Annotated in this window: 17 protein-coding genes; 6 read left to right on the top strand and 11 right to left on the bottom strand. The window is 60.5% G+C overall.

Annotation, left to right across the window (positions count from 1 at the left end; all coding sequences use genetic code 11):
- Positions 1–5 precede the first annotated feature (5 nt).
- Positions 6–824, bottom strand: a complete 819-nt coding sequence (locus tag ACWNZ1_RS02825) for a shikimate 5-dehydrogenase (protein ID WP_135844569.1) — start codon at positions 822–824, stop codon at positions 6–8.
- Between the two features lie 262 nt (positions 825–1,086).
- Between ACWNZ1_RS02825 and ACWNZ1_RS02820 the strand changes: the two genes are divergently transcribed.
- Complete coding sequence (locus ACWNZ1_RS02820; RefSeq protein WP_135844568.1) at positions 1,087–1,440, top strand: hypothetical protein; 354 nt, start codon at positions 1,087–1,089, stop codon at positions 1,438–1,440.
- Between the two features lie 76 nt (positions 1,441–1,516).
- On the opposite strand, the gene ACWNZ1_RS02815 is transcribed toward ACWNZ1_RS02820, so the two are convergent.
- The 4 genes from ACWNZ1_RS02815 to ACWNZ1_RS02800 all read right to left on the bottom strand — a co-directional run bounded on the left by ACWNZ1_RS02815 (position 1,517) and on the right by ACWNZ1_RS02800 (position 6,611).
- Positions 1,517–3,037, bottom strand: coding sequence for a nucleobase:cation symporter-2 family protein (locus ACWNZ1_RS02815; protein WP_280944805.1), 1,521 nt, complete (start codon positions 3,035–3,037; stop codon positions 1,517–1,519).
- Positions 3,038–3,172: 135 nt separating this feature from the next.
- Positions 3,173–3,997 (bottom strand): arylamine N-acetyltransferase family protein, encoded by an 825-nt coding sequence (locus tag ACWNZ1_RS02810; RefSeq protein ID WP_456027332.1) that lies wholly within the window; start codon positions 3,995–3,997, stop codon positions 3,173–3,175.
- A 114-nt stretch (positions 3,998–4,111) separates the two neighbouring features.
- On the bottom strand, positions 4,112–4,906 hold the full coding sequence (gene xth, locus ACWNZ1_RS02805; RefSeq protein WP_256452489.1) for an exodeoxyribonuclease III: 795 nt from the start codon (positions 4,904–4,906) through the stop codon (positions 4,112–4,114).
- 133 nt (positions 4,907–5,039) lie between these two features.
- Positions 5,040–6,611: a sensor domain-containing diguanylate cyclase gene (locus tag ACWNZ1_RS02800; protein ID WP_256452488.1), complete on the bottom strand. Its 1,572-nt coding sequence runs from the start codon at positions 6,609–6,611 to the stop codon at positions 5,040–5,042.
- 24 nt (positions 6,612–6,635) lie between these two features.
- Between ACWNZ1_RS02800 and ACWNZ1_RS02795 the strand changes: the two genes are divergently transcribed.
- Together ACWNZ1_RS02795 and chrA are read left to right on the top strand one after the other, a co-directional pair.
- A complete protein-coding gene (locus ACWNZ1_RS02795) occupies positions 6,636–6,782 on the top strand; it encodes a hypothetical protein (protein WP_256452487.1) in 147 nt (48 codons plus the stop codon).
- A 160-nt stretch (positions 6,783–6,942) separates the two neighbouring features.
- Complete coding sequence (chrA, locus tag ACWNZ1_RS02790; RefSeq protein ID WP_256452486.1) at positions 6,943–8,301, top strand: chromate efflux transporter; 1,359 nt, start codon at positions 6,943–6,945, stop codon at positions 8,299–8,301.
- On the opposite strand, the gene arsN2 is transcribed toward chrA, so the two are convergent.
- Positions 8,298–8,729: an arsenic resistance N-acetyltransferase ArsN2 gene (arsN2, locus tag ACWNZ1_RS02785; RefSeq protein ID WP_256452485.1), complete on the bottom strand. Its 432-nt coding sequence runs from the start codon at positions 8,727–8,729 to the stop codon at positions 8,298–8,300. The genes chrA and arsN2 overlap by 4 nt on opposite strands.
- A 275-nt stretch (positions 8,730–9,004) precedes the next feature.
- Here arsN2 and ACWNZ1_RS02780 point away from each other — a divergent pair, with 275 nt between their 5' ends.
- Positions 9,005–9,493 (top strand): hypothetical protein, encoded by a 489-nt coding sequence (locus tag ACWNZ1_RS02780; RefSeq protein ID WP_256452484.1) that lies wholly within the window; start codon positions 9,005–9,007, stop codon positions 9,491–9,493.
- Positions 9,494–9,543: 50 nt separating this feature from the next.
- Here ACWNZ1_RS02780 and ACWNZ1_RS02775 read toward each other — a convergent pair whose 3' ends face one another.
- Complete coding sequence (locus ACWNZ1_RS02775) at positions 9,544–9,792, bottom strand: hypothetical protein (RefSeq protein WP_256452483.1); 249 nt, start codon at positions 9,790–9,792, stop codon at positions 9,544–9,546.
- Between the two features lie 214 nt (positions 9,793–10,006).
- Entirely contained in the window at positions 10,007–11,230 is a 1,224-nt protein-coding gene (locus tag ACWNZ1_RS02770) for an MFS transporter (protein WP_456027331.1), read from the bottom strand.
- 380 nt (positions 11,231–11,610) lie between these two features.
- Here ACWNZ1_RS02770 and ACWNZ1_RS02765 point away from each other — a divergent pair, with 380 nt between their 5' ends.
- A complete protein-coding gene (locus ACWNZ1_RS02765) occupies positions 11,611–12,519 on the top strand; it encodes an AraC family transcriptional regulator (RefSeq protein WP_456027330.1) in 909 nt (302 codons plus the stop codon).
- Between the two features lie 64 nt (positions 12,520–12,583).
- Here ACWNZ1_RS02765 and cuyB read toward each other — a convergent pair whose 3' ends face one another.
- Together cuyB and ACWNZ1_RS02755 are read right to left on the bottom strand one after the other, a co-directional pair.
- Complete coding sequence (gene cuyB / locus ACWNZ1_RS02760; RefSeq protein WP_280944803.1) at positions 12,584–14,101, bottom strand: cysteate racemase; 1,518 nt, start codon at positions 14,099–14,101, stop codon at positions 12,584–12,586.
- A gap of 10 nt (positions 14,102–14,111) precedes the next feature.
- The gene (locus ACWNZ1_RS02755) at positions 14,112–15,407 is read right to left on the bottom strand and encodes a dicarboxylate/amino acid:cation symporter (protein ID WP_256452481.1); all 1,296 of its coding nucleotides are present in this window, start codon (positions 15,405–15,407) and stop codon (positions 14,112–14,114) included.
- 227 nt (positions 15,408–15,634) lie between these two features.
- Here ACWNZ1_RS02755 and ACWNZ1_RS02750 point away from each other — a divergent pair, with 227 nt between their 5' ends.
- Positions 15,635–16,585: a LysR substrate-binding domain-containing protein gene (locus ACWNZ1_RS02750; RefSeq protein WP_256452480.1), complete on the top strand. Its 951-nt coding sequence runs from the start codon at positions 15,635–15,637 to the stop codon at positions 16,583–16,585.
- Positions 16,586–16,601: 16 nt separating this feature from the next.
- On the opposite strand, the gene ACWNZ1_RS02745 is transcribed toward ACWNZ1_RS02750, so the two are convergent.
- Positions 16,602–17,432 (bottom strand): nickel/cobalt efflux protein RcnA, encoded by an 831-nt coding sequence (locus ACWNZ1_RS02745; RefSeq protein WP_456027329.1) that lies wholly within the window; start codon positions 17,430–17,432, stop codon positions 16,602–16,604.
- Position 17,433 lies beyond the last annotated feature (1 nt).

Genomic DNA, 17,433 nt, shown 5'->3' with positions numbered 1-17,433 from the left:
CCGCCTCAGGCCCGGGCGAACGCCACGGCTTTGTCGAACTGCTCCGGGCTTGGCCGCACGCCGGTGTACAGCACGAACTGCTCCAGGGCCTGGATCGCAATCACTTCCAACCCAGTGATGACCCGCTTGCCCTCTGCCCGGGCCCGCACGATCAGTGGCGTTTCCGAGGGGATCGCCACCACATCGAACACGGTATCCGCCGCTGCAATGGTATCGGGTTCGAACGCCAACTGGTCGGCTTCCGCGCCACCGGTCATGCCGATCGGCGTGACGTTGATCAGCATCTGTGGCCGCAGCGTACCCAGCTCAGCTTGCCACTCAAAACCCAGGGACTCGGCCAGGGCGCGTCCGGCGGTTTCATTGCGGGCAACAATCAACCCCTTCTTGTAACCGCCGTCGCGCAGGGCACTGGCCACAGCCTTGGCCATGCCGCCGCTGCCGCGCAGGGCAAAGGTCGAGTCCTTGGGCACGGCGTGGGTCTGCAGCAACTGAGCAATGGCAATGTAGTCGGTGTTGTAGGCCTTTAAATGGCCATTGGTGTTGACGATGGTGTTGATGGACTGGATCGCCGCAGCGGAAGGATCCAGCTCATCGACCAGGGCAATGCAGGCTTCCTTGAACGGCATCGACACCCCGCACCCGCGGATACCCAGAGCGCGAATCCCCCCCACCGCTGCGGGCAGGTCCTGGCTACTGAAGGCCTTGTAGTAGAAGTTCAGGCCCAGCTGTTCATACAAGTGATTATGAAAACGCAGGCCGAAATTCCCGGGGCGTGCCGATAGCGACATGCACAGTTGGGTGTCTTTGTTGGGATTGATCTGCATGCTGGGTCCTCTTGCAGTCACTTTCTGACAAACGGAATCACCGTCCCGAAAGGTTTTACTCGATGATGATACGGCCCTATCCAGCCCGACCTCAGACCGGATGAATGGCGCAACGCGGTAAAGAAAACGCTACAGACCTTACACAATATTTACCCAACGGCGCGGCAAATTTTGAAAAAATCGCTGTCAGAGCAAGTATCCCCGCGACCCTCATCGGGTCTGTTACAGACCACAGGCGCCGGGGCCGAAACGAGGAACAGCCATGAATCGTAAACTTCCCATCATTGCCCTGCTCATGGGGGCACTCGCGGTCACCGGCCAGGCATCCGCCCACGGTCGTGGTGGTTGGGAGGGGCCCGCAGTGTTTGGCGCGATCGTCGGTTCGGCCATCGTCGGCTCAGCCATCATCAACCGTGATCGTCCGGTGTATGTGCAGCAGCAACCGGTCTACGTCCAGCCGCAGCCGGTCTATGTGCAGCAACCGCCACCGGTCTATTACCAGCCACAGCCGGTGTATGTCGAGCAACCGATCTACTACCGCCCGGCACCGGTGTATTACGGGCCACCAAGGGGCTATTACTATGGCCCACCTCGCGGTCATTACGGTCGCTGGTAATCAGCCTCTGAGGTGACACAAAAAAAGCAGCCTGTGATCGAGGATCACAGGCTGCTTTTTCATTGGGCTGGCAGTGTCAGACGTGCTCACTGCTTTTGAGGCGCACCGGACCATGTTCCTCCGGTGCATGCGAAGGCTCCGCCACCACGGGAATCTGATTGCCATCGCAGTCGTGCAGCTTGCCGTCACTGAAGTAATCACCTTCACGCAACGCCGCCAGATCCTGATAGCGCAACACTCGCTCGGTGCCGGCGGCGAAGACTGACTGCTGGTCGGAGTTACCCGCGGTAAAGTGGTTGAACGCCAGGTTCAGGATGATCGCCATGATTGCCGAAGAACTGATACCCGAGTGGAAGATCGTCGCGAACCAGCTCGGGAAATGATCGTAGAAGTTCGGTGCGGCGATAGGGATCATGCCGAAGCCGATTGAAGTGGCGACAATGATCAGATTCACGTTGTTGCGGTAATCGACTTTCGACAAGGTTCGGATGCCACTGGCGGCAACGGTGCCGAACAGCACGATACCGGCCCCACCCAGCACGGAAGTCGGCACTGCGGCGATCACACGGCCCATGAAAGGCAGCAGGCCGAGCACCACCAGGAACACCCCGCCGGTGGCCACCACGAAACGGCTCTTGATCCCGGTCACCGCCACCAACCCGACGTTCTGGGCAAAGGCACTCTGGGTGAAGGAGCCGAAGATCGGCGCGATCATGCTCGACAGCATGTCGGCCCGCAAACCGTTGCCCAGACGCCTGGAGTCGACTTTGGTGTCGATGATCTCACCCACGGCGAGGATGTCGGCGGAGGTTTCCACCAGGGTCACCATGATGACAATGCACATCGACAGAATCGCCGCGATATGGAAGGTCGGCATTCCGAAGTGAAACGGTGTGGGGAAGCCGAACATCGGGCCTTCGCTGACCGATGAAAAGTCCGCCATGCCCAGGAACACCGCCACGATTGTGCCGATGACCATCGCCAGCAGAATCGACAACCGAGAGATGGTTGCGTTGCCCATTTTGCTCAACAGCAGCACCAGCACCAACGTGACGGCAGCCAGGCCGATGTTCGCCATGCTGCCGAAATCGGCGGCGTGACTGTTACCGCCCATGGCCCAGCGCGCCGCCACCGGCATCAGGGTCAAGCCGATGGTAGTGATCACGATGCCGGTGACCAGCGGCGGAAAGAACCGGGTGATTCGGGAGAACACCGGGGTAATCAGCAAACCGATCAGGGATGCGGCAATCACCGCACCCAGGATCGCCCGAAAGCCCCCTTCTGGGCCGCTGCCGACAATCGCCACCATGGTGGCGACGCCTGAAAACGAAACCCCTTGAACCAGTGGCAGTTGGCAGCCAAAGAACGGCAGGCCAAGGGTTTGCAACAACGTCGCCAGGCCACCCGCGAACAAGGACGCCGCAATCAATAGACCGATGTCCGCCGGTGAGAGCCCGGCCGCCTGGCCGATGATCAACGGCACGGCGACGATGCCACCGTACATCGTCAACACATGTTGCAGGCCGTAAGCCATATTCGCGCCGACGCCAAGGTTTTCGTCCTCGGGCCGTGGGAGTGAAACATGGGGCGTTTTCATGGTTCGGGGGTTCCCTGTTTTTTGTTATGCGCACACTGTATTCAAAACTAAAGACAAATGTCCATAGAGTTGTATACAACTTGTTGCGCATCGCGCGACGAACAGAGCACCGCCGCGCAGCCGCAAAGCCCTATTTCATAGCTGCAACAGGCCCTCAACCGCAGGCCGCAAGAGTTCCCGCGGCGGTACGCGCAGGTCAAACTCATTTTCCAACAGGTCGATCAATTCGTCCGCGTCGGTGATCGAGCGTCGTTCGCTCTCTTGCCCCATCTTGTGCACGGCGTAACTGTTGCCATTCAGCGTCTTGCGCAAGCCGTCACCGGTGCGGGACACCATCAGCCGGCCCATGAACGGTGACTCAGGGTGGCTGCAGACGTACCAATTGCCGAGGGTGTAGTCGATGTCTTGCTGGCGTTGCAGATCGAACAGGTACATGGGCCGCCACTCGCCGGCGACGTTGGCTCGCAGCAGGTAGCCGTCCTCGTTGTCTTCGATTCGGAACGGTTCGTGGGGGGTGACCTGGATGTCTCGGCTGTCCAACAGCAGCGGCGCGGTCGGCACCATGCCACCAAAGCCCACATCGGTGATGTAGCGCACACCGTCGAACGTCACGAGGCTCAGGCGATGAGTTCGCGCAGGCCACGCGCCCTCGGGGGCATTGATCACCACCCGTCCGGTGATGCCTCGGGCCTCGAAGCCCAGTTCCTGTAACAGCGCCAGGAACAGTTGATTGAGCTCATAGCAATAGCCGCCGCGCCCTTGCTCGAAGACTTTTCGCTCGACCGACTCAAGGTCGATGGCCACGGGTTGGCGCAGCAGCGTCGAGAGGGTTTCAAAGGGAAATTCGGCCGTGTGACGCCATTGAAGCTGACGCAACGTGTCAAGGGTCGGGGCTGGCGGCGTATCGAAGCCCAGTCGGCGCAGATAGCGGCCGGTGTCACTCAGTCGGGGTTGGCTCATTAGGGTGTCCTTTTCCTGGTCCATGCAGGGCTGGCAGAAAGCACCCTGCTGCTGGGCGCCAGGTATAAGGCATTCCCCTTTCAGAGACAATAAGCGGCATGGGCCCTGCGCCCCTCAACGCCGCTTTCGCGAAGCCAGCCGGATCCAGGTCGGAGCATGGTCGCTGGGGTGCGCCTGGTTCCTGACCCAGGCGTCCACGCCCGCCTCACTCAAGTAGGGGCTTGCCACCGGGTTGAGCAACAGGTGATCGATGCGCAGCCCGGAGTTTTTCTGCCAGTGCTGACGGAAATAATCCCAGAAGGTGTAGATCCGCTCTTGCGGGTACAGATGGCGTAACGAATCCGTCCAGCCCTGGTCCAGCAGGCGCTGATAGCACTCACGGCTTTCGGGCTGCAACAGCGCATCCTTGAGCCAGGAACGCGGGTTGTAGATGTCCATGTCGGTGGGCACCACGTTGTAGTCACCCGCCAGCACCACCGGGTGATCGCTGGCCTGGAGTCCTTGGGCATAGCCGATAAGCCGTTCGAACCACGCCAGTTTGTAGTCGAACTTGGGGCCAGGCTGCGGGTTGCCATTGGGCAAATACAGGCACCCTACCAGCACCCCATGCACCGCCGCCTCCAGGTAGCGACTGTGACTGTCCTCTTCCCCGCCGGGCAGGCCACGGCGGCTCTCCAGCGGCTCTGCATCACGGGCCAGGATAGCGACGCCGTTCCACGACGTCTGCCCGTGCCAGATCGCGCCATACCCCACCGACTCCAGCTCCGCCGCCGGAAAGTCCTTGTCCGCTGCCTTGAGCTCCTGCAAACAGACAATGTCGGGTTTTTCCCGCTCCAGCCACTCCAGCAGGTTAGGCAGCCGGGCGCGGATGCCATTGATATTGAAGGTCGCGATCCGCAGGTTTTTCATGGGGGCCCACTCGAAATGCCAGGACACTGGCTGTGACCTGCAATCGGTCGCGGTGGTTGCACGGGATCCTCAGGAACCGGTTTTCAACCTGAGCAAGCGCCCGTGGCCGATGAGTCGATGTTTGCACTCAACCTCAACGATCCGAGCGTTCCAGCGGGTCGGGGCCGCCTTCGGTCGACAAGGCCGCGACACGGTTGCGGCCGCCGTGCTTGGCCTGATAAAGCGCGGCATCGGCCCGCTGGATAAAGACTTCAATGCTGTCCAGGCTGCTGGGCACAAACGCGTAACAACCCAGGCTCACCGTCAGGTAACCGATCGGGGAACCGGAATGGGTGATGTGCGTGTCGATGACCCTCTGCCGGATCTGTTCGGCCAACGCCATGGCCCCATGCAGGTTGGTATCGGGCAGCAGCACCGCGAACTCTTCACCGCCATAACGCACGGCAAGGTCAGCCTTGCGGTGACAGCAGCTCTTGAGCACCTTCGCCACTTCCGCCAGGCAATGATCCCCCGCCACGTGCCCATAGGTGTCGTTGTAACGCTTGAAGAAGTCGATGTCGACCATCACCAGGCTCAAGGGGCTGCGCTGGCGGGCGCCTCGGCCGAACTCGATGTCCAGGGCCCGTTCGAACAGGCGCCGGTTCGCCAGCCCGGTCAAGCTGTCATGGGTGGCAATCAGCTCCAGGGCTTCCTGGGCCTTGCGCAGGTCCGCTTCGATCCGCTCGCTATTGCGCACCTGACGCAGGAATACCCAGCCGAACAGGCAAATGCCCAAAACCACCAGGGCCACAATCAAGATGGATTTGAACGCCCTGTCGTGCCAACCCGCCAGGATCGCCTCTTCGGACATCGCGGCGGTGACCACCAGCGGATAGGCCTGTAAATGTTGATGGTCGTAAAGCCTGAGGACGCCATCGACGGCGGAACGAATCGTCACATTGCCGGATGTCATGCTCTGCGACTCATGCTGGAAGATCGGTTCCTGGGCCAGAGAGCGGCCAATCTTCGCCTCATCGAAGGGCCGACGGGCCAGCAAGGTCCCGTTGGACAGGGCCAGGACCATCTCGCCTTTGTCGTCGAGGCTGAAGCTTTTGAAGAACTTGTCGAAGTAGGACATTTTGATCCCGGCCAACAGCACGCCCTGGAAGTTGCCGTCCTGATCATTCAAGCGCCGGGAAACCGGGATGATCCACTCGCCATTTTGCCGACTGCGGATCGCTGGACCGATATGGGCGATTAGAGACGCGTTCTGTTGGTGGAACGTAAAGTACTCTCGATCCGCAATTCCAGGCCCTCTGTGCAAACTTTTAAAGGAGGTGACAACCCATTGCCCGTGCTTGTCGAACAGAAACAGGCCATGCAATTGCTCCAGTGATTGCACTCGCCGGGAAAAAGTTGTCTGCAAACGCGGTTGCAGCGCCGGACCGAAACCATCGATCTGCATCCAGTCCGCCAGGCTGGCCAGGACCAGGTCGGTCTGCAGGAACGTGTCCTGGGCTTGCTGGGCCATGGCCCGGGTAAGGTTGGCCGAGGCGACACGGGCCGACTCCAGGTCGTAGCGGCGCGACTGCTCCAGTTGCAGATAAAGCAAACCGCAAAGGCACAGGCACACCGTCGCAATGAACGCTACCGCTGCCTTAAGCAACGGCAGGCGTTTCAGAGCTCCGCCGGGGGCATGGAATGGATCGAAAATGGGGATAGGCAAGCGAATTCCTGAGGAGGGCAAAGCATGAGCAAATGGCTCAAAGCCCCCAATATTCGTGAGCTTAGCCTACCGCTTGTGGGGCGGCAATTTGCCCGTGTCACGCAGCCGATAGGTGGCTGGATGGATCCAAAAACCGAACTCAAACCTGCTGAAAAGGACAGGCCAACCTGAGGTACGCCACTCCGATACTCCTGAGTCGAATATTGTTGCGGCGAGGGAATTCATCAGTTCACCCGCCGCTGCTTTTTCCAAGCAAACCTTGCAGGGGCTATCTAAATTGCGTGATGCCCCCTAACGTAGAGTGCCCCGGACTGTTAAGTACCCACTGACCATGAACACCCCCACCCGAATCGTCGACGAACAGGCCCTCGCCAGACCCTCGGCCGTCAGCCTGCGTGAAGCCTTCTGGTTCTGGCTCAAGCTGGGTTTTATCAGTTTCGGCGGACCGGCCGGGCAGATCTCGATCATGCATCAGGAACTGGTGGAACGCCGACGCTGGATTTCCGAGCGACGCTTTCTGCATGCGCTCAATTACTGCATGTTGTTGCCGGGGCCGGAAGCCCAACAGTTGGCGACATACCTGGGCTGGCTGATGCACCGCAGTTGGGGCGGGGTCATTGCCGGGGCGCTGTTCGTGCTGCCTTCGCTGTTCATCCTCATTACGCTGTCCTGGCTGTATGTCGCCTTTGGCGAAGTGCCGGTGGTGGCGGGGATTTTCTACGGCATCAAGCCCGCCGTGACGGCAATCGTGGTACACGCCGCCCACCGAATAGGCTCCCGCGCGCTCAAGAACAATTGGCTGTGGGCGATCGCCGCCGCGTCGTTCACCGCGATATTTGCCTTCAACGTCCCCTTCCCACTGATCGTGCTGGGTGCGGCTGTCATCGGCTACCTGGGCGGTCGCTGGGCACCGGAAAAATTCAGCCAGGGCAGTCACGGCACCCAGCACCAATCCTTCGGCCCGGCCCTGATCGACGATGACACCCCGCCCCCGGAGCATGCCCGGTTCAGTGCCTTCAGACTCGCTCGGCTGGCAATTATCGGTGCCCTGCTATGGGCATTGCCGATGGGGCTGCTGAGCGTGGCATTCGGCTGGGAAGGCACCCTGACGCAAATGGCCTGGTTCTTCACCAAGGCCGCCTTGCTGACTTTCGGCGGAGCCTATGCGGTTCTGCCTTATGTGTACCAAGGCGCCGTCGGACACTTCGGCTGGCTGACGCCGACACAAATGATCGACGGCCTGGCCTTGGGCGAAACCACCCCCGGGCCGCTGATCATGGTGGTGGCGTTCGTTGGCTTCGTCGGTGGCTACGTGATGCAGGTATTCGGTCCCGAACAGGCGTTTCTCGCCGGCGCCGTCGCGGCCACGCTGGTGACCTGGTTTACGTTCCTGCCTTCGTTCCTGTTTATCCTGGCCGGCGGCCCGTTGGTGGAGTCGACCCACAACGTGCTGAAGTTCACCGCCCCGCTGACAGCGATTACCGCGGCCGTGGTCGGGGTGATCCTCAACCTGGCCTGTTTCTTCGGTTACCACGTGCTTTGGCCCAACGGTTTTTCAGGTGCCCTGGACTGGCCGTCGGCAATCATCGCAGTCTCGGCGGCCATTGCGCTGTTTCGCTACAAACGCGGGGTGATCCAGGTGTTGCTGGCCTGCGGGCTGGCCGGGCTGGCGGTGTACCTGCTGCGCTAAGCGAGGCTCTTGCTCAGATACGTCGCCGAGGCCGGGCACAACGTCTTGAATTGCGCCGTTGCGCTGATCGAAGCGGGCGCCAGCGAACGGTCTTGTTCCTGGTAGCCCTGGGCGATAAAGAACGCGGCGGCGCTATCGGTCAGCAGATGGAGCCGCTCTACCCCCTCGCTTTTCGCAAACACCTCAAGAGCGCCCAGCACCGCCGCACCGGTGCCTCGCCCACGTTGCCCCTCGAAGACAACGAGCGAGCGCAGCAATCGGTCGGCTCCCTCCCCCTCGATCCCACCGAACGCCACGTCAAAACCCGCTTGGCTGAAGCTGAAAAACTGCCGGCCTGGGTAATCCAGGTCATCCACGGGCAAGCCAGCCAAGGTGAGCGCGTGGCGTAACGGTTCAAGATCGTCATTACTCAGTGCTGTCATGCGCATGACTGTTGCTCCGTCCTGTGTCCTGTCCGACTCCCAGATTGGGGTACAAACCATAGGGTGAATCGGGGAGTGGAGTCCATAGCATTGCTCATCGTCGAGTACTGGAGATAACCGTGAGCAAGTTCTTCGATGAGCTGATGGATGAAATCGTCCAAGGCAAACGCCAGCCAATGCCAGCAAGACTCAACAAAGCGCCAGCTCATGACCCAGCGCAAGACGATCCCCATTGTCCTTCAGCTACGCTCAACCCAATCATCACGACAGGGAAAATCGACATGAGCAAAGCAGACGAGCTGGCGGCCAAGCTGAGGCAAGCCCAACGGACCCCGGCCGATACCGATCATTGTGCCGACCTGGCCATCGAACATTGGCCCGCCCAGGTCTACGAGTTATACCGTCAGATCGAGACCTGGCTGGCGCCGGTCTGCGAGGCCGGCCTGGACATCCGGCACAACCCCACCCACGTATTCGAAAGTCACTTCAGCGGCTCGACTTACAGCTACGCCATCGATCAGTTGGTGATTGAAGGCAATCACCGGCGCATCGAACTCGACCCGATCGCCCGCTTCTCTTCCAAGGGAGAAGGCTGTATTGAAATCCATATGACGGGGCAGGAACGCTGCATTGTGCGAACCGTGGGCGAGCATGGTGAATCGCTGTGGCACACCCAGGCGCTCCGCTCGACCGGGCAACAGCAACCCGAGCCCATGGTGCTGAACGAAGACGCTCTGATTTCACTGGTGGAAGAAGGCCTGGGGCTTTAACGCAAATGGGCGACCTCTTGAGGTCGCCCATTTGTATTGAGTCAAACTGATCAGCCGCTGATCTGCGCCGCTGACTCAATGACTCCATCGGACGCGATTTCAAGCGGTGGCGGCGTAAGTGGCACCGTCTGCCTTCCCACCAGACTGTTCAAGGCGTTGTCGATTTCGTCCGCCGCGCCTTGTGCACATCGGGCATCTACCCAGCACCAGTAAGGATCAGACATCAGCCCGCCCACCGCTTGTGCGCACAGCTCGTCGCTGCTGATGCCCACCTTTCCCGCAGCAGCAATCACGGCCATAAGGGCTTGCTCTAACTGGGAAATTCGCTCGGTAGTCACAACTCGCCAACTTGATGGTTAAACAAGTGCAGAGCATACCATGCCATCAATGTGCCACCGACCATGGCGCGCTCAACGGTCGTCCATTCAACAGCCTTTGGCTTTGCGCGCGCGGGGAACAGGTTAGGAATCGACTCACGGGGAAAGTTGCCATTGTCACGGGTGCCAGCTGTTTTTAACCCGCCGTACTACATGTCGTCGCGCTCGGAGTCAGTGACGCCCCCCGAACGGCAGAACGTGCAGCCAGAAGAGTCAGCACGGCGGCCATGCCCAACACGGCCGCGCTGGTTTCGAAGGTCGCTTGATACCCGCTCAGGTCAAACAGTATGCCGCCCACCGTTGCACCCGCCGCAATGGCAAGTTGGACGATCGCCACCATCAATCCGCCCCCGGCTTCGGCATTATCCGGCAGCGTGCGCGCCAGCCAGGTCCACCAGCCTACGGGGGCAGCGGTGGCCACCAGGCCCCAGAGACCGAGCAGGAACGTCGTGATCATCACTGACCCACCGAACCACACAAGAGCCATGGCGATGGCGGCCATCAACAGGGGAATGACGATGAGCGTCCGATACAGCCCGTTCTTCAAGAATGCCCCGATCAGGAAGGTCCCCAGCAAACCCGCCACGCCAATCACCAGCAACATGAAGGAAAGCATCGACACGCTCACCTGCGTCGCCGTCTCAAGGAACGGTCGCAGGTAAGTGAACAGCATGAACTGGCCCATGAAGAACGTGCTGACGGCCAACATGCCCAGCGCGACCGGAGCACGGGTCATCAACCGGAAGACGTTATTGCTGCCCTCCTTCGGCTGCGAATGCATGGAGGGCATGCGCAACAGCAGCCAGACCAACGCAACGGCTGCGACAGGCACGATGCAAAAGAACGCGCCACGCCAACCGATGATCGACCCCAATAGGCTGCCCAACGGCGCCGCGATCACGGTCGCCAAGGCATTGCCGCCGTTGACGATGGCCAATGCCCGCGGGACCTGGTCGTCCTGCACCAGCCGCATCGCCGTGGCCGCCGACAGTGACCAGAAACCACCAATCGCCACCCCGATCAACGCGCGACCGACCATGAAGGTGGCGTAGTTGGGCGCCAGTGCGGCCACCGTTGCGGAAACGATCATCAGCAGCGTCAGACCTGACAACAACCATTTGCGGTCGACCCGGGCGGCAATTGATGCGATGAACAGGCTGGTGATCAGGGCGAACGCGCCGGAGACAGCAATGCCCTGGCCGGCTTGCCCTTCGCTGACCTGCAGATCGCTCGCGACCGGCGTCAACAGGCTGACCGGCATGAACTCCGATGCAACGAGGGCGAACGCGGCGAGTGACATGGCGAATACCGCGCTCCATGCGGGTTGGCCTTTTGATTTCGGCAAAGAGGTATCGGTCATCGGAGGGAATCCTGTGTTTCTGGATGGACTTGAACGTCGGGACACTCAGGGCTCAAAGAGGCGCACTGCGGCACCGAGGGTCGGCGCCGCAGAACAGGAGCATCAGCGGTTGCTTCAGATTGTTGTGCGAGAACCCGGTCAACGTTGCTCAACCGGGCCTCGAAGATCAGCTAGCCAAGGTCGCGTTATCGATCACGAAGCGATACTTGACGTCACCGTTGATGTGCATCTTCGGGGATCCCCCCCGATATCCGGTAGTGCATTTCGCTGGAGTTCTTGCCTGATCCTGTGACTTCACAGACCGCATATAGGCAGCGCTTCGCTTGGCGGGTTAATGTTCTGCCCAGAGCTATTAACCTGAGATGACACCTGAACCCAATATGGCCACTCAACGCAGATCCCCACAAGAGACGCTCGCCGACCTCATTGGTGCCCGCACCACTGGAACCGGCGACTTCGAAACCTCGATCGCCGGCCTCGCCTTCTTCCGACGCGAAGCCCTTGCACCGCCCGCCACCTGCATGATCGGGCCGAGCATCGTGCTCGTGGCCCAAGGCGTGAAACAGGTATGGATCGGTGGCCAGGCCTATGGGTACGACACCACGCGTTTCTTCATGACGTCACTGGATTTGCCGGCCAATTCCGAAGTGATCGCGGCAGCCCCGGAACAGCCCTGCCTGGGCCTGGTCATGCGGCTCGACCTGCGCCTGGTGGCCGATCTGGTCGCCCAGGGTGAGATCGCGCCGTGTCGTGATCGCCCCGTCGGGATCGGCGCGGGGATCGGTACGGTAACGCCCGAACTGCTGGAGCCGTTCGTGCGCCTGCTGATGCTGCTCGATGAACCTGAAGCGATCCCGGTACTGGCGCCGCTGATCCAGTGCGAGATTCACTACCGGCTGTTGATGAGCGACCAGGCTGCCCGACTGCGGCAGATCGCCTCGGTGGACAGCCAGGGTCACCGGATCGCCAAGGCCATCGATTGGTTGAAGTTGAACTACACCGAGCAGATCCGCGTGGACGACCTCGCGGCGCTGGTACAGATGAGCGCGCCCACGTTTCATCACCACTTCCGTCAACTGACCGCGATGAGCCCGCTGCAGTACCAGAAGTGGCTGCGGTTGAACGAAGCGAAACGCTTGATGCTCAACGACTATATGGACGTGGCGAGCGCGGCCTTCAAAGTGGGTTATGAAAGCCCCTCGCAGTTCAGCCGTGAATACGCCCGCCTGTTTGGCGCGCCACCCAAGCGGGATATCGCGGCGTTGCGTAGCCCGGCCAAGGCTGTTTGATTCATCATCGCGCATGGATTAACCGTGGGAGCAAAGCTTGCTCGCGATGCAGGCGCCTTGGCCTTCAGGAGACCGCGTTAGCTTCACCGCGGGCAAGCCTTGCTCCCACGAGGCCGGGCCTTTGCGCCAAGGCAACACACTTCAACGCCAAGATCATCGTCGGATCAACAAGCGCCACGGTGTGCCCATTGAGGTCGAACGCTTCGCAATGCCCAAGCACCAAGGGCAACTCCGTACACCCCAAAATCAGAACCCCCGCCCCCAACTCACACAAATGCTCCGCCGCCAGCAACAGTTGCTCCCTGCAAAGCCCTTCTGTGAAACCAGCCTTGATCCCCCGCGGCCCGTAGATGGCGTCCATGACCATCGCCTGATAATCGACACCCGGCGTAAGGATCTGAAGCCCGGCGCGGCGTGCCGCCTGGTGATAGACCTGGCTTTGCACGGTACCGGAGGTCGCCAGCAGACCAATCGCCTTGCCCGAACCGTAGGTGTGCACGACCCACTCCACCGTCTCGGTCAGCATGTTGACGATGGGCACCCTCAGGTGTGCCTGGATGCGCTCGACGAAGGCATGGGCGGTATTGCAAGGAATCGCGATGGCGTTGGCACCCGCGCTTTCGAGGCGTTTGCAGGTGGCGTACATCGCCATGGTCGGATCGGTTTCATCCCGTAGCAGGTTCGCCGTCCGGTCCGGTATCTGCGGGTTCTGCTCGACCACCATCTTGATGTGGTCCTGGTCCTTTCCCGCCGGCGTATTGGCCACCACCTTGGCCATGAAATCCACCGTGGCGGCAGGCCCAACGCCGCCGACGATGCCCAATTTGAAGGGCGGCCGCCTGGGCTGTTGCTGATCCAGCGTCGCGAAGTCCGCGTAGATCTCGTTGATATCCAGCACCGCGATCCCACGGCGCTGCAAGTCGGCACACACCAGCGAAAGCTCGGTCATGCCGGGCAGGACCACCGTCGCACCCTGGGCTTGCAACGAGAGGCACGCCTGGTAGACCGCTTCAAGCGGCACACCGTCGAGGTGACCGTCCTTGATGCCGTTGAGGCCGTACATGGCGTCCATCAACCCTGCTTGAGCATCTGCGTCGGGGTAGACAATCTGGAAGTCTTTCCCAAAATGCCGCTCGAACAATCCGCAATGACGCACGAAGTCAGAGGCGATGACGCCCAGGGTCGTCTGGGGTGGCACCGTGTGGCTGACGTGCCGGGTCAAGGCAGCCATCATGTCCAGCACGGGAATGCCCAGTTCCTCTTCTATTTCCGCGCGGAAAGTCTGGCTGGCGAAGCACGGGAGCATCACCGCATCGAAACCACTTTCCTCGAACGACTTGCACACCTGGAACACATAGAACTTGCGCGACGTCATGCTCGCGCCTTGGTCCAGCGGCAACAGCACATCCTTGAAGGGGTGCTGCTCGAACAGAAAGTGGTAGCGACCCTGATCCTCGAGCACCGCCCGGGACTTGACCAACTTGTAGAACAGATCGCCCCCGGCCAGTGACCCAAGCCCACCGACAATGCCCAACTTGCGGACAACAGAGGCCTGGTGGCTCACCTTCGCTTTAACCTTCATGACCCTCTCCTCAAACAACCGGAACCGGTTCGGATCGGGACCGAATGGGGAAGTGCGCGCCCTCGTCTTCAGCGGCCTCTTCGAAAGGCTCGGACTTGGCGACCACCGCCGTCGCGATGCTGTTACCCACCACGTTGGTGGCCGTGCGGGCCATGTCCAGGAACTGGTCGATGCCAATGATCAACAACAGTCCCGCCTCAGGAAGATTGAACATCGGCAACGTGGCCGCGACCACGACGACCGAGGCGCGTGCGACACCGGCCATGCCCTTGCTGGTGATCATCAATGTCAGAAGAATCAGCAGTTGCTGGGTGAAACTCAGGTCAATGTTGTAGGCCTGGGCGATGAACAGGATGGCGAACGCCTGGTACATCATGGAACCGTCCAGGTTGAACGAATAACCCAGGGGCAACACGAAGCTGGACACGCGTTTGGGTGCGCCAAACTTCTCCAGCGCTTCGATGGTTTTCGGGTAGGCGGACTCGCTGCTGGCGGTGGAAAACGCCAGGAGGATCGGCTCGCGGATGAGCTTGCCGAGGTGGAAAACGGAGCGACCGAGAAACAGGTATCCGGCACCGAACAGCAGCACCCAGAGGATCAGGATCCCCAAGTAGAACTCGGCAATCAGCTTGCCGTAATCGACGAGCAAGCCAAGCCCCTGGGTGGTGATGGCCGAGGCGATGGCGGCAAAAACCCCAATCGGCGCGAAGGCCATGACGTAGTCGGTGATCTTGAACATCACCTTCGCCAGCTCTTCGATGGAGTCGGTGATCCGCGTATAGCCCGCCCGTTTCACGCCCGCCAACGCAAAGCCGAAGAACAGCGAAAACACCACGATCTGCAGGATCTCGTTGTTGGCCATCGCCTCAGCAATACTGCGAGGGAACACATGACCGATGAACGCCTTGAGGCTGAAATCGCCGGTGTTGACCGGCACGGCAGCCGTTGCTTGCTGGGCCACGTCCATATTCAGCCCGGCACCGGGTTGAAACAGATTGACCAGGCCCATACCGATCAGCAGCGATACCACCGAAGCGGTAACGAACCAGGCCATCGCCCGAGCGCCAATCCTGCCGACGGAACGTGAATTGCCCATGCTGGCGATACCACCGACCAGCGTCGCAAAGACCAGCGGCGCGATGATCATCTTGATCATGCGCAGGAAAATATCGGTGACCATCGAAAAGTAAGAAGCTATCTCTTTGGCACTTTGCTCGCTCCCTGCGAAATGGTGACACGCCCAACCCACCAGCACGCCGAGGGCGATACCCATTGCAATTCGACGTGGGAGCTTATTCTTCTTCACGGTGCTGTCCTCAAGTAGTTATTGGAGTTTTTACTTGGCAGGGATCAAGTGGATGTACCGATACTCTTGACGGCATGGGTACTACGGTAATGATTCTAAGGAGCGGATCCGGGGAGATGATGAGTAATCCTGCTAGCTCCATGCGCTTTTGGAATAGTTAACGAAAAGCCACGCTGGGCCAGGCAGTTGCGACGTAAAATGGCGCTCTCACAGCGGGAGATCCTGATATGCAACTCAAGTGGCTGGACGATCTACTGGCGATCGCCGAATGGAAAAACTTCTCCCGCGCCGCCGAAGTCCGCTGCGTGACGCAATCGGCCTTGTCGCGCCGAATCCAGTGCCTCGAGGAATGGGTGGGGGTCAAGCTGGTGGACCGTGGCACCTACCCCGTCCAGCTCACGGCCGCAGGCATCACCTTCTGCGACGAAAGCAGAGAAGCCCTCGCCGGTTTACTGAGATTGCGCTCGATGCTGCGTGACGTAGAGCGGATGCCGGGACGCTCCATCCAGATCACCGCAGGTCACAGCCTCTCGATGACCTTTCTGCCGAAATGGCTTTCGCAGTTCCAGCAAAACACCGAGCAGTTCAACGCTCGGGTGGTCGCCGCCAATATTCATGACGCCGTTATCGCGCTGGAGGAAGGCAGTTGCGATTTGATGATGGTCTACCACCATCCGCTGGCGCCGATCCTGCTGGACGCCGAGCGCTTCGGCAGCCTGACCCTCGGCCACGATGCGTTCATCCCTCTGTGTGCCCCCAACCCTAAAGGCGAACCGCTGTTCCCCTTGCCGGGCCGCTCCGGCAAACCCGTCCCTTACTTGGCCTACACGGCCACGACATTCCTGGGTCGCGTGGCGGATATCGTCATCAAGAACGGCCCGGCACCGACTGAGCTGGAGCGCTGTTACGAGGCCGACATGGCGATGCTGCTGATGCGCATGGCCATCGAAGGCTATGGCGTGGCCTGGTTGCCACAGAGCGCGGTGGCCGATGAGTTGGAGCGTGGGTTGTTGGTCCGGGCTGGCAGCGAGGAATGGAGCACGCGGCTGGAGATCCGCTCGTATTGTGCGATCGCCAATCGGAATCCGACGATGCGTAAGCTGTGGAAGACGTTGGAGGGGGCTTCACTGCATCGACCTGGCAATGCGTCTGCGGCGCTAGCGGGAACCACCGGCTGAATGATCTGCGCTCGGGCTACGCGTTCAAACCGTTCCAGCCGTGGATACCGACGTACAAACCAACACCGATGATCAACACGCTGGACAGGTAAGGTGCGCGCCGCGCAACACTGCCCAACCAAGGCCAGCGGTTGGAGGCCTGCCTTGCCCCTATGGCCGCAGCCGCGCCCACGGTCACGAGGGTGATTGCCAAGCCGATACTGAAGCTCAGCACCAGCATGCCGCCCAGCGCGACTTCCTTGACCTGAAGGCACAGCAGCAAGACGGTAATGGCCGCCGGGCAAGGAATCAAACCGCCCGTCAGGCCGAACACGACGATCTGGCCCGTGGTGACCTCCCGATTGGTGAAGCGCTTACGGATATCGTTGGCGTGCGCCCGCTCATGGGCATCCTGATAGCCATCGAGGGACGGCGCCAGGTCTTTCAGCTCGTCGTGGTTGTGGTCGTCGTGATGATCGTGATGATGAGTGTGATCGTGACGATGCTCGAGCTTGAACACCTGCTCGCCACGCCAGGTACGCCACAACATCCACAACGCGATGGCGATGATCAGCCCGGAAGACGCCAGTTGGAAATAGGGCTCGGTGGTCTTGGCATCCAGCCCCTGGCCGAGGTACATGCCGCCAATGGCGACCAGCCACACCACGGCCGTGTGGGAAAGCGTAGCCGCCAAGCCCAGCAACACCGCTTGCTTTACCGAGCCACGGATGGCCACGATAAACGCCGCCATCATGGTTTTTGAGTGGCCCGGTTCCAAACCATGCAAGGCGCCCAGCAAGACAGCGCTGGGAAAATACAGCCAGGCGTGAGCGCCCCCCTGTTGCAGCAATTCAGCAAAATTGGGCATG

The sequence above is a fragment of the Pseudomonas sp. CFBP 5748 genome (assembly GCF_053850495.1).
The sequence above is the reverse complement of the archived record's forward strand: the minus strand, read 5'-3'. Positions and strand labels throughout refer to the sequence as shown.

Bases quoted from the DNA above. Each gene is read 5' to 3' on its own strand.
- ACWNZ1_RS02795 (WP_256452487.1), top strand. From the start codon at position 6,636: ATGAGCAAATGGCTCAAAGCCCCCAATATTCGTGAGCTTAGCCTACCG.
- ACWNZ1_RS02765 (WP_456027330.1), top strand. From the start codon at position 11,611: ATGGCCACTCAACGCAGATCCCCACAAGAGACGCTCGCCGACCTCATT.
- ACWNZ1_RS02750 (WP_256452480.1), top strand. From the start codon at position 15,635: ATGCAACTCAAGTGGCTGGACGATCTACTGGCGATCGCCGAATGGAAA.
- chrA (WP_256452486.1), top strand. From the start codon at position 6,943: ATGAACACCCCCACCCGAATCGTCGACGAACAGGCCCTCGCCAGACCC.
- ACWNZ1_RS02745 (WP_456027329.1), bottom strand. From the start codon at position 17,432: ATGCCCAATTTTGCTGAATTGCTGCAACAGGGGGGCGCTCACGCCTGG.
- ACWNZ1_RS02780 (WP_256452484.1), top strand. From the start codon at position 9,005: ATGAGCAAAGCAGACGAGCTGGCGGCCAAGCTGAGGCAAGCCCAACGG.
- ACWNZ1_RS02810 (WP_456027332.1), bottom strand. From the start codon at position 3,997: ATGAGCCAACCCCGACTGAGTGACACCGGCCGCTATCTGCGCCGACTG.
- ACWNZ1_RS02825 (WP_135844569.1), bottom strand. From the start codon at position 824: ATGCAGATCAATCCCAACAAAGACACCCAACTGTGCATGTCGCTATCG.
- xth (WP_256452489.1), bottom strand. From the start codon at position 4,906: ATGAAAAACCTGCGGATCGCGACCTTCAATATCAATGGCATCCGCGCC.
- arsN2 (WP_256452485.1), bottom strand. From the start codon at position 8,729: ATGCGCATGACAGCACTGAGTAATGACGATCTTGAACCGTTACGCCAC.
- cuyB (WP_280944803.1), bottom strand. From the start codon at position 14,101: ATGAAGGTTAAAGCGAAGGTGAGCCACCAGGCCTCTGTTGTCCGCAAG.
- ACWNZ1_RS02820 (WP_135844568.1), top strand. From the start codon at position 1,087: ATGAATCGTAAACTTCCCATCATTGCCCTGCTCATGGGGGCACTCGCG.
- ACWNZ1_RS02770 (WP_456027331.1), bottom strand. From the start codon at position 11,230: ATGACCGATACCTCTTTGCCGAAATCAAAAGGCCAACCCGCATGGAGC.
- ACWNZ1_RS02815 (WP_280944805.1), bottom strand. From the start codon at position 3,037: ATGAAAACGCCCCATGTTTCACTCCCACGGCCCGAGGACGAAAACCTT.
- ACWNZ1_RS02775 (WP_256452483.1), bottom strand. From the start codon at position 9,792: ATGGCCGTGATTGCTGCTGCGGGAAAGGTGGGCATCAGCAGCGACGAG.